The sequence below is a fragment of the Polaromonas sp. AET17H-212 genome (assembly GCF_002379085.1).
In the GTDB taxonomy this organism is placed as follows: domain Bacteria; phylum Pseudomonadota; class Gammaproteobacteria; order Burkholderiales; family Burkholderiaceae_C; genus Polaromonas.
On the sequence record NZ_NBZW01000038.1, the window covers coordinates 16508 to 25965 of the forward strand.

General features: G+C 63.6%; 11 protein-coding genes. 2 read left to right on the forward strand and 9 right to left on the reverse strand.

Translation table 11 applies throughout. The annotated features are described in order from the left end of the window. Positions 1 to 71: 71 nt before the first annotated feature. Together B7G53_RS20385 and B7G53_RS20390 are read right to left on the reverse strand one after the other, a co-directional pair. Positions 72 to 803 (reverse strand): alpha/beta fold hydrolase, encoded by a 732-nt coding sequence (locus tag B7G53_RS20385; RefSeq protein ID WP_096671139.1) that lies wholly within the window; start codon positions 801 to 803, stop codon positions 72 to 74. Further along, complete coding sequence (locus B7G53_RS20390) at positions 803 to 2038, reverse strand: CaiB/BaiF CoA transferase family protein (RefSeq protein WP_096671141.1); 1236 nt, start codon at positions 2036 to 2038, stop codon at positions 803 to 805. The genes B7G53_RS20385 and B7G53_RS20390 overlap by 1 nt, the downstream gene beginning before the upstream one ends. A 364-nt stretch (positions 2039 to 2402) precedes the next feature. On the opposite strand from B7G53_RS20390, the gene B7G53_RS20395 reads away from it, so the two are divergent. Both B7G53_RS20395 and B7G53_RS20400 read left to right on the forward strand, forming a co-directional pair. Next, positions 2403 to 3200 carry a class I SAM-dependent methyltransferase gene (locus B7G53_RS20395; RefSeq protein ID WP_096671143.1) on the forward strand — a complete coding sequence of 266 codons (798 nt, stop codon included), beginning with the start codon at positions 2403 to 2405 and terminating at the stop codon, positions 3198 to 3200. Between the two features lie 317 nt (positions 3201 to 3517). Next, positions 3518 to 3697, forward strand: coding sequence for a hypothetical protein (locus B7G53_RS20400; RefSeq protein WP_096671145.1), 180 nt, complete (start codon positions 3518 to 3520; stop codon positions 3695 to 3697). Positions 3698 to 3743: 46 nt separating this feature from the next. Here B7G53_RS20400 and cynS read toward each other — a convergent pair whose 3' ends face one another. The 7 genes from cynS to B7G53_RS20435 form a co-directional block, all read right to left on the reverse strand. After that, on the reverse strand, positions 3744 to 4187 hold the full coding sequence (gene cynS, locus B7G53_RS20405) for a cyanase (protein ID WP_096671147.1): 444 nt from the start codon (positions 4185 to 4187) through the stop codon (positions 3744 to 3746). A 99-nt stretch (positions 4188 to 4286) separates the two neighbouring features. Next, the gene (locus B7G53_RS20410; protein ID WP_096671149.1) at positions 4287 to 4730 is read right to left on the reverse strand and encodes a nuclear transport factor 2 family protein; all 444 of its coding nucleotides are present in this window, start codon (positions 4728 to 4730) and stop codon (positions 4287 to 4289) included. Next, positions 4727 to 5629, reverse strand: coding sequence for an ABC transporter ATP-binding protein (locus tag B7G53_RS20415; RefSeq protein ID WP_096671151.1), 903 nt, complete (start codon positions 5627 to 5629; stop codon positions 4727 to 4729). Before B7G53_RS20415 ends, B7G53_RS20410 begins: the two co-directional genes overlap by 4 nt. Then, entirely contained in the window at positions 5619 to 6488 is an 870-nt protein-coding gene (gene ntrB / locus B7G53_RS20420) for a nitrate ABC transporter permease (protein ID WP_096671153.1), read from the reverse strand. Before ntrB ends, B7G53_RS20415 begins: the two co-directional genes overlap by 11 nt. A 66-nt stretch (positions 6489 to 6554) precedes the next feature. Continuing rightward, positions 6555 to 7970 carry a CmpA/NrtA family ABC transporter substrate-binding protein gene (locus tag B7G53_RS20425; protein ID WP_096671155.1) on the reverse strand — a complete coding sequence of 472 codons (1416 nt, stop codon included), beginning with the start codon at positions 7968 to 7970 and terminating at the stop codon, positions 6555 to 6557. A 289-nt stretch (positions 7971 to 8259) separates the two neighbouring features. Further along, positions 8260 to 8679, reverse strand: coding sequence for a CBS domain-containing protein (locus tag B7G53_RS22925; RefSeq protein WP_176491430.1), 420 nt, complete (start codon positions 8677 to 8679; stop codon positions 8260 to 8262). Positions 8680 to 8798: 119 nt separating this feature from the next. Further along, entirely contained in the window at positions 8799 to 9458 is a 660-nt protein-coding gene (locus tag B7G53_RS20435; RefSeq protein WP_096671157.1) for a response regulator, read from the reverse strand.

The window sequence follows — 9458 nt, forward strand, 5'->3', positions numbered from 1 at the left end:
CGCCCGGCGTGCGGTCGCCAGCCGCTCGGCCAACGCCTGCCCCTGCCTGCCGAGAAGCAGCACCGTGGGCGTCACGCCGCGCAGTCCAGAAGAATGCGGGTCAAGCCGGCGGGGTCGCTGATCATCGGGTCGTGGCCGGTCTTGAGCTCCACGACCTTCGAATTGGGCAGCCACGCACCGTCCCAGAACTTGGGGTCTTTCACGCGCAGGCGGCTGGGTTCGATGGTGGCCAGCGCCGGCTGCGTGCAGTTGACAAAGGTGCGCGGAATCGCGGCAACGCGTTGCACGTCAAAGTCCAGCGGCGCCTGGTAGGTGTTGCCGGGGTGCGGCGTCTGGCGGCGCTTGACCCAGGCGTGGTCGGCGTCATGCAGGCCGAAAACTTCAGGGTCGGGCGGCGGAAAGCTGAAACGTGTCGAGGCCTGGGCCGCCGACAGGCGCTGTTGCTGCGTGGCCGCCGACTGCGTGCTGCTCCAGCTTTCGCCGGGCTTGGGCACGACGGCATCGACGTACACCAGGTGCTTCAGGTGTTTGCCCAGCCTGTCTGCGACCGCGGTGCCTATCATGCCGGCGTAGGAATGCACGGCCAGAATGACGTCGTGCAGCTCCTCCACCTCGATGGCGCTGATCACGTCGTCGATGTGCGTGTCCAGCGTGATGCTGGGTGCCAGCAGGTGGGCGCGTTCGCCCAGGCCGGTCAAGGTGACCGCGTGCACCCGGTGGCCCTGCTGCTGCAGCGCCAAGGTGACCCGCTGCCAGCACCAGCCGCCGTGCCAGGCACCATGAACAAGAACAAAATTGGCCATCAGATCACCTCTTTGAGTTTCAGGTCAGACAGTTGGGCATCGGAGTAGTGCAACACACTGCGCAGGACTTCCTCGGTGTGCTGGCCCAGCATGGGCGGCGGCAGGTCGGTGCGTACCGGTGTGGTACTGAGTTTGATGGGGCTGGACACCAGCCGCAAGTCATTTTTCACCGGATGTTGCCAGTGTGTGACCATGTGCCGCGCTTCTATTTGCGGATCGTCAAACACTTCGGCCAAATTGTTGATTGCGCCGCAAGGCACCTTGGCTGCTTCCAGCGCCGCCAGCCAGTCGGCCTTGGTCCGCGTTTTCATCACGGCTTCCAGAATTGGCACCAGTTGGGCGCGGTTGAGAACGCGGTCGCGGTTCTTGGCGAACAGCGGGTTGATCGCCAGCTCCGGGATGTTGGCCACCGCACAGAACTTTGCGTACTGGCTGTCATTGCCGACCGCCAGGATGATGTGGTCTTTGTGCCCATCGGCGGCCGGTGCGACCTCGAACACCTGGTAGGGCACGATGTTCTGGTGCGCGTTGCCCGCGCGCCCCGGCACCTTGCCGCTGACCAGGTAGTTGGCGCCCAGGTTGGCCAGCATGGCCACCTGTGTGTCCAGCAGCGCCATGTCCACCTGCTGGCCTTCGCCGGTTTTTTCGGCATGACGCAGTGCAGCAAGAATCGCCACCGTTGCGTACATGCCGGTCATCAGGTCCGACACCGCCACGCCGACCTTCTGCGGCCCGCCGCCGAGGTCGTCGCGCTCGCCCGTCACACTCATCAGCCCACCCATGCCCTGGATGGCGTAGTCGTACCCCGCACGTTCGGCATACGGACCGGTCTGGCCAAAGCCGGTAACCGAGCAGTACACCAGCTTCGGGTTGAGGTTTTTGAGCGAGGCATAGTCCAGCCCGTAACGCGCCATGTCGCCGACCTTGAAATTCTCGACAAACACATCGCAATGGACCACCAGTTCACGAATCAGTGCCTGGCCTTCGGGCTTGGCAATGTCGCAGGTCAGCGAGCGCTTGTTGCGGTTGGTGCCCAGGTAGTAGGCCGCTTCCTGCGTTTCGTGGCCTTGCGCGTCCGTCAGAAAGGGCGGGCCCCAGATGCGGGTGTCGTCACCGGTCCCGGGCCGTTCGATCTTGATGACGTCGGCGCCCAGGTCAGCCAGCGTCTGGGTGCACCAGGGGCCCGCCAGTACGCGGGAGAGATCGAGGATGCGGATGCCGTCTAAGGAGTTCATGGGGGCATTTTGCCTTGAACAAGGAGGGCTCACGGTGATTGGCGGCCTCGCCACTGCCCTGAACCTTGAACGAGGTTCAGGTACGCGAGCGGCTTGGTGGTGCCCAACAAACCAACGACAGACTCTTCCGACTGAAGGTTGGGCCGAATTCGATCGAAGTCTAGAATCCGATGGCAAGCACTGCCGGAGTTGGTGGCGTGATTCATACCTGCATGAACTCGGCGCATTTCCTCGGAGATCCAAATATGGGCGGCCTTCTCAGGAGGATGGCATGCCGAGGTCAAACCGCAGTTGCCAGATTCAATCGCAGGTTTTGCCGTCCGCTTTACGTTAAGCATCGTTCAACCCAACGAGGAGCTTCACCATGGATACAGTGCAACCGTCCGACAACTGGCAGCTCGGGAATCCTTATGAGCGCTATGTCGGCCGCTGGAGTCGCCGTGTGGCGCCGATGTTCCTGTCGTGGCTCGCTGTCCCGGCCGGCAAGCGCTGGTTGGATGTGGGGTGCGGGACCGGCGCACTTTGCGCGGCCATCGCTGAGCACTGTGCACCCACATCAATCACGGGCATCGAACCTTCCGAAGGCTTCCTCAGGATTGCGCGCGAGACGCTCGCGGGTCGCGCAAGGTTCTGTCCTGGCAATGCCGCCGAGATCCCTTTGGAGGACGCTGCGGTTGACGTTGTGGTGTCAGGGCTCGTTCTGAATTTCATTCCCGATCCGGGCGCTGCCTTCAAGGAAATCGCCAGGGTGGCAACCAAGGGCGCAGTGTTTGGGGCCTATGTCTGGGACTACGGGGGGAAGATGGAGCTCATGCGCTACTTCTGGGATGCGGCTGTCGCGCTCGATCCCGACGCTTCCCGGCTCGACGAGGGGCTACGTTTCCCGCTCTGTCGTCCCGACGTCCTCCTTGCCCAGGTTGGCGGCGCCGGATTCCACGAACCGGAAGTGACGGCGATTGATGTCCCGACGTTCTTCCCCAGCTTCCAGGACTACTGGGAGCCATTTCTTGGCGGTCAAGGGCCGGCACCTTCCTATGCGATGTCTTTGGACGAGCCCGCCAGAAGCAAGCTGAGAGACAGAATACGACAGACGCTACCGGTCCAGGCCGATGGCTCCATTTCCTTGGTGGCGAGGGCATGGGCCGTTCGTGCAACTGTGTGAACCCCGGCGAAGCCCAGCCCTTGTGTCAGGCCGACAGTCACCCGCAAGCCGGCGTCCGTGGCGGCACTCTTGCCGCTCGCGTCACCGAGAACCAAGGCTGAAGAGCGTTCGATGCCTGGTCCTCCGTGGGAGGGCGGGTTCCTGGCGGAGGCCCCCGACCCACGCACAGAACCAACTTCAAGGCAAGGCGCTTTGTCGCATAGCGAGGTCCCAGGGCCTCCCGCGATGGTGTCAGACCCGAGCGCTTTGTCGATAACAGGCATTCAATGAGCCCTAAACTCAAGATGCTTCATCTCACAACCAACAGGAAACACACCATGCGCAATTTTTCCGGCAAAGCTCCGACCTTTGTGGTGTGGGTGATTTCCCTCGTGCTGTTTGCCGTTGCGCTGCTCGCACACTTTGGTGTGGTGCGGGTGGGTGAGCCAATTGCGACCTGGTCGTGGATTGTGGGCTTCGGCCTTTTGCTGCTGGCCTGCCGGATTCGCGGACTCTAGGCCCGCAAGACGCCAGGGTGCCAGGCGGCACCCCGCGTCATCCGACTCAATAAGTCTTGTACGGCAAAAACTTGCCCGACAACACCACATTCACGCGGTCGCCCTTGGGGTCCGGCGTGCGCACGATGTCCATCGAAAAATCAATCGCACTCATGATGCCGTCGCCGAACTCTTCGTGGATCAGTTCCTTGATGGTGGTGCCATAGACGCTGACGATTTCGTACCAGCGGTAGATCAGCGGGTCGGTCGGCACGGGGGTGGGCAGTGAGCCTTTGTAGGGCACAACCTGCAGCCACTTCTGCTCTTCGGCCGTCAGCCCGAAAATCTTGCCAACGACTTTGGCCTGCTTTTCATCCAGCGTCATCTGGCCCAGGCAGGCGGCGGTTGTCCATTCTTTGCTCAGGCCGACCTTCTTGGCGACTGATTCCCAGGTGATGCCCTTGGAGACTTTGACGGTGATGATTTTTTCGGTGATGTCGTTGCGGTTCATGGTTTGTTCTCCGTTGTGTTTAAAGAAATGGTTGTTGGAAATACGTCTTGATTCGGGGTTGGCTTCGACAGGCTCAGCCCGAACGGTGGGGTGTCATGGTCATACAACCACAGGGCGCGGCCAGTGGAACTTGCGATCGGTTGCCTTGATCGGCACATCGTTGATGCTGGCCTCGCGGCGGCGCATCAGGCCCAGCTCGTCGAACTCCCACTGCTCGTTGCCGTGGGAGCGGAACCAGAAGCCGGCGTCGTCGTGCCATTCGTATTCAAAGCGGACCGAGATGCGGTTGCCGGTGAAGGCCCAGAGTTCCTTCTTGAGCCGGTAGTCCAGCTCCTTGGCCCACTTGCGTTTCAGGAACTCGCGGATCATGGGCCGGCCCGAGAAGAAGTCGGCGCGGTTGCGCCAGACCGAGTCCTCGGTGTAGGCCAGCGCCACGCGGTCGGGGTCGCAGCTGTTCCAGGCGTCTTCGGCCCTCTGCACTTTCTCTTTCGCGGTTTCCAGTGTGAAAGGCGGCAGCGGCGGGCGGGCTTGCTCGGTGCTCATGCGACGGCTTTCAAAGTGACGGAGGGCGGCGCGTCGGCGAGTGCGCCGCGCCCGGGCTCCACCGTGGGCGGGTGCGCCGGCGCCTTGCCGTGCGACAGGTCTTTGGAGCGCGCCACCAGAAAATCCACCAGGTGGTTGCGCAGCGGGTAGTACTGCGGGTCGTGGTGCACGGTGGCGCGCTGGCGGTCGCGCGGCATGGTGTTGCGCACGATCTCGGCCACGCGGGCCTGCGGGCCGTTGCTCATCAGCAGGATTTTGTCGGCCAGCAGCACGGCCTCGTCCACGTCGTGCGTGATCATGAACACCGTTTGCTGCGTTTCGCGCACGATGGCCAGCAGCTCGTCCTGGATGGTGCCGCGTGTCAGCGCGTCAAGCGCACCGAACGGTTCGTCGAGCAGCAGCATCTTGGGCTCGATCGCAAAGGCGCGCGCAATGCCGACGCGCTGCTTCATGCCGCCCGACAGCGCCGAGGGTTTCTTGTCGATGGCGCTCGAGAGGCCGACCAGCGCCACGTATTTCTGCACATGGGCATCGACCTGAGCCGAGGTCCAGTCCGGCCATTTGGAACGCACGGCAAAAGCTATGTTCTTGCGCACGGTGAGCCAGGGCATGAGCGCGTGGCCCTGGAACACCACACCGCGCTCCAGGCTGGGGCCGGCGACCTCGCGGCCGTCCATGAAGACATGGCCGGTGCTGGCGCTTTCGAGGCCCGCGAGCACGTTGAGGATGGTGGTCTTGCCGCAGCCTGAGTGGCCGATGATGCAGACAAACTCGCCGCGGGCGATGCTGAAGTTGACCTCGTCGAACACCGGCTCGCTGCTGCCGGGGTAAGACTTGGCCAGGCCCTCGACCTGCAGGAAGGGGCGGCCGGCAGCGGCAGGGGCGGGATTATTCAGCATAGGTCACCCACTTCTGCAGCTGCGCAAACATCAGGTCCAGCAGCATGCCCATCACGCCGATCACGACGATGGCAAAAATCACGTTGGTCAGCGAGAGGTTGTTCCATTCGTTCCAGACAAAGTAGCCGATGCCGGTGCCGCCCACCAGCATCTCGGCGGCCACAATCACCAGCCAGGCGATGCCCATGGAGATGCGCATGCCGGTCAGGATGGTCGGCGCAGCAGCCGGCAGGATGACGAGAAAGGCCTTGCGCAGCGGCTTGACTTCCAGCGTCTTGGCGACGTTGAGCCATTCGCGCTTGACCGCCGACACACCAAAGGCGGTATTGATCAGCATGGGCCAGACCGAGCAGATGAAGATCACGAAAATGCCCGAGGTGGACGAGTCCTTGATGGTGTACAGCGCCAGCGGCATCCAGGCCAGCGGCGAGATCGGCTTGAGCACCTGGATGAAGGGGTCGAGCGCGCGGCGCAGCAGCGGCGACATGCCGATCACAAACCCGAGCGGGATCGCCACCACGCAGGCCAGCAGAAAACCCAGCGCAACGCGGCCCAGCGAGTGCCCGAGCTGGATGGCAATGCCCTTGTCGTTGGGGCCGCGGTCGTAAAACGGATTGCTGAGCTGGTTCACAAAGGTCTTGCCCATCTGCACCGGCGTCGGGAAGCCCGAGGCCTTGCCGGCGCCCGGGTCCTTGCCCATCATCTTCTGGTACTCGATCTGCTCGGCCGTCATGCCGCTGACGTTGCCGCCGGTGCTGGCCGGGGAAGCCGTCGCCGCGTACCAGACGGCGATGAACACCACGAAGAGGACGGTGGAGACGATGCCTGCGCGAAAGCCCAGGGTTTTGAAAATATTCATGGCGTCATTGCTTCAATGTTGGAGCCGGTCTTGCACCCTCTCCCAAGAGGGGAGGGGGTAAGCCCTTCAAGACATCTTGTTGATGGGGAAGCTCTTCGCGTACGCGTCAGCCTTGGCCGCGTCAAACTCCTTGCCCATGATCTTGAATTTCGGATACGCGCCTTCGGGCGTAGCCTGGCCGAGTTCCTTCATGTACTTCTTGGCGTCGGTGATCAGGAAGACTTTTTCGGCGATCTGCTTGTAGTTGACCTCGCCCTTCACGTAGCCCCAGCGCTTCATCTGCGTCAGCATCCACACCGCCATCGACTGCCAGGGGATCGGGTCAAAGTCGGCGCGGTCGGGCACCGTCTTGATGTTGCCCAGGCCGTCGGCAAAACGCCCGGTCAGCACCTGCGTCAGCACGGTTTCGGGCTGGTTCAGGTACTGCGCCGGAGCAATCACCTTGGCGATCAGCTCGCGGTTTTTCGGGTCCCGCGCCATCGCGGCGGCCGTCAGCACCGAGCGGTACAGCGCGGCAAAGGTGTTCGGGTTCTTCTGGATGAACTCGGTGGAGGTGCCGAAGGCGCAACAGGGGTGGCCGTTCCACAAATCCCTGGTCAGCAGGTGCAGGAAGCCGATTTCCTCGTACACCGCGCGCTGGTTGAACGGGTCGGGGCCGAGGTAGCCGTCGATGTTGCCGGCGCGCAGGTTGGCCACCATCTCGGGCGGCGGCACCACGCGGATCTGGATGTCGGTGTCCGGGTTCAGCCCGGCTTCGGCCACGTAGTAACGCAGCAGGAAGTTGTGCATGCTGAACTCAAAGGGCACCGCAAACTTGAAGCCCTTCCACATCCTGGGGTCGCGCTTGTCCTTGTGCTTGTTGGCCAGCGTGATGGCCTGGCCGTTGGTGTTCTGGATGGTGGCCACATTCATGGGCACCGGGTTGGAACCCACACCCATCGAAATCGCCAGCGGCATGGGGCTGAGGAAATGCGTGGCGTCGTATTCCTTGTTGATCATCTTGTCGCGGATCAGCGCCCAGCCGGCGGTCTTGGTGACCTCGACGTTGAGGCCCTGCTGTTTGTAAAAGCCCAGCGGGTGCGCCATGATCAGCGGCGTGGCGCAGGTGATGGGAATGAAGCCGATCTTCAGGTTGGTTTTTTCCAGCGTGCCGGGTTTTTTGCCGGCGTCCTGGGCCAGGGCCTGCATGGTGCCGACCGGCAGCACGCTGGCAATCGCAGCCATGGCCGTGCCCTTGCCGACAGCGCGCAGAAAGCGGCGCCGCACTTCATCCTGCGGAAACAGGGCCTTGACCAGGGTGGCTTCAATGAACTCGTTGGAGTAGGCCTCGAACTCGGCGGTCTGGCTGCGCCGGCGCAACTCGGTGGCGGCGCTGTCGGCGGCAACGGCGGCGTGGTGGTCGGCCAGCGTGTGGTCCTTGCCGCAGCTGCACTTGAGCATCAGGGGCTGGTCGGCGTCGTAAGGCGAGAAGTAGTCGGACATGGCGCGCACCTTTCAATTGAAGATGCGGCTGTCTTGCAAGCAGCGGGCCACTTTGGCCGGGAGTGCGGTCCGCGCCGTATTTCGCTGTTGATGGAATGACGCCGTGTAGGGCGCGCACTACAAAACCGGCACGGCCGGGCGGTTATCGAGCCTTGCGCGGTGCAGGCGCAGGTGTTGGAGGGTGTTGCAAGGCGCCAGCAGCGTTGTTGCCGGCCTGGTGCGGCGTCGGTGGGTCCCGTCGCTGCACCAAATTCGAGCAGGGCGCCCGGCCGGCGCCCGCTGCGGTCGCTTACGCTGGTGAGGAAATATCGGCCAGCGACTGGCCGACGTCTTCCTCGTCCTGCCCCTTGACGGCGATGTCGCCGATGGAAATGATGCCGACCAGGCGCTCCGCCCCGTCGAGCACCGGCAGGCGGCGGATCTGGCTGGAGGCCATGTCGGCCAGCACCGTGTCCAGGTCGTCGCTTTCGCGTGCGGTGCGCACGTCGGTGCTCATCACCTTGGCCAGCGGCGTGTGGCCGTCCAGGCCTTGCGCCACGGCGCGCACCACGATGTCACGGTCGGTCACCACGCCGAACAGCTTGTCGCCCTCGCACACGGGGATCACACCCACATTGAGTTCGCCCATGGCTTTGGCGGCGCTGGCCACGGTATCGCTGGGGGTCAGGGTTCGCACATTGCGGGTCATCACGTCGGTTACGGTGGTCATGGAAATTCTCCTTGGATTGCTTGGCTTAGGCCGGCGGCGCCGTCTGCAGCCAGCATGGCGCGCAGCGGGCGGCTTGCGCGTCAGCGGGCACCCAAGTGGCCGTAGGACAAGCGCGCGGCTCAGGCGCCGGCCGGTGTTTTGGCGTGGCGCTCGGCGTAAAGGGCCAGTTCCACGTCGTTTTTGGTGCCGGTTTTTTCCAGGATGCGCAGCCGGTAGGTGCTGACGGTGTTGGACGCCAGGCCCAGTTGCGTGCCGATCTCACCGACCGACTTGCCGGCCGTCAGCAGGCGGAACACCTGGTGCTCGCGGTGCGACAGGGCTTCGGCGCCGCTGCGCCCGCCGCTGCCGCCGACCGCGCTGGCCAGCGCTTCGGCGGTGACGGCCGAGACGTAGAGGCCGCCGCTGGCTACCTTGCGCACCGCGGCGATCATGTCGTCGGGGTGGGCGCTTTTGTTGAGGTAGCCGGCCGCGCCCAGCTTGAGGCAGCGTACCGCGTACTGTTTTTCCGGGTAGGTGCTGAGCATCAGCACCGGCAACTGCGGCCAGGCCTTCTTGAGCACCTGCAGCACATCCATGCCGTCGCGGCCCGGCAGCGCGATGTCGAGCAGCACGGCAGCCAGCCCGGCGTGGCCGTCCAGCGCTTCGACCTTGGCGAGGATGTCGGGCCCGGTCTCGGCTTCGGCGACGACGACAATCTCGGGCGCGTCGGCCAGCACCTGTTTCAGGCCCTCGCGCACGATGCGGTGGTCGTCGCCGATCAGGATGTTCAGTGGCGTCAT

Bases quoted from the DNA above. Each gene is read 5' to 3' on its own strand.
- B7G53_RS20385 (WP_096671139.1), bottom strand. From the start codon at position 803: ATGGCCAATTTTGTTCTTGTTCATGGTGCCTGGCACGGCGGCTGGTGC.
- B7G53_RS20390 (WP_096671141.1), bottom strand. From the start codon at position 2,038: ATGAACTCCTTAGACGGCATCCGCATCCTCGATCTCTCCCGCGTACTG.
- B7G53_RS20395 (WP_096671143.1), top strand. From the start codon at position 2,403: ATGGATACAGTGCAACCGTCCGACAACTGGCAGCTCGGGAATCCTTAT.
- B7G53_RS20400 (WP_096671145.1), top strand. From the start codon at position 3,518: ATGCGCAATTTTTCCGGCAAAGCTCCGACCTTTGTGGTGTGGGTGATT.
- cynS (WP_096671147.1), bottom strand. From the start codon at position 4,187: ATGAACCGCAACGACATCACCGAAAAAATCATCACCGTCAAAGTCTCC.
- B7G53_RS20410 (WP_096671149.1), bottom strand. From the start codon at position 4,730: ATGAGCACCGAGCAAGCCCGCCCGCCGCTGCCGCCTTTCACACTGGAA.
- B7G53_RS20415 (WP_096671151.1), bottom strand. From the start codon at position 5,629: ATGCTGAATAATCCCGCCCCTGCCGCTGCCGGCCGCCCCTTCCTGCAG.
- ntrB (WP_096671153.1), bottom strand. From the start codon at position 6,488: ATGAATATTTTCAAAACCCTGGGCTTTCGCGCAGGCATCGTCTCCACC.
- B7G53_RS20425 (WP_096671155.1), bottom strand. From the start codon at position 7,970: ATGTCCGACTACTTCTCGCCTTACGACGCCGACCAGCCCCTGATGCTC.
- B7G53_RS22925 (WP_176491430.1), bottom strand. From the start codon at position 8,679: ATGACCACCGTAACCGACGTGATGACCCGCAATGTGCGAACCCTGACC.
- B7G53_RS20435 (WP_096671157.1), bottom strand. From the start codon at position 9,458: ATGACGCCACTGAACATCCTGATCGGCGACGACCACCGCATCGTGCGC.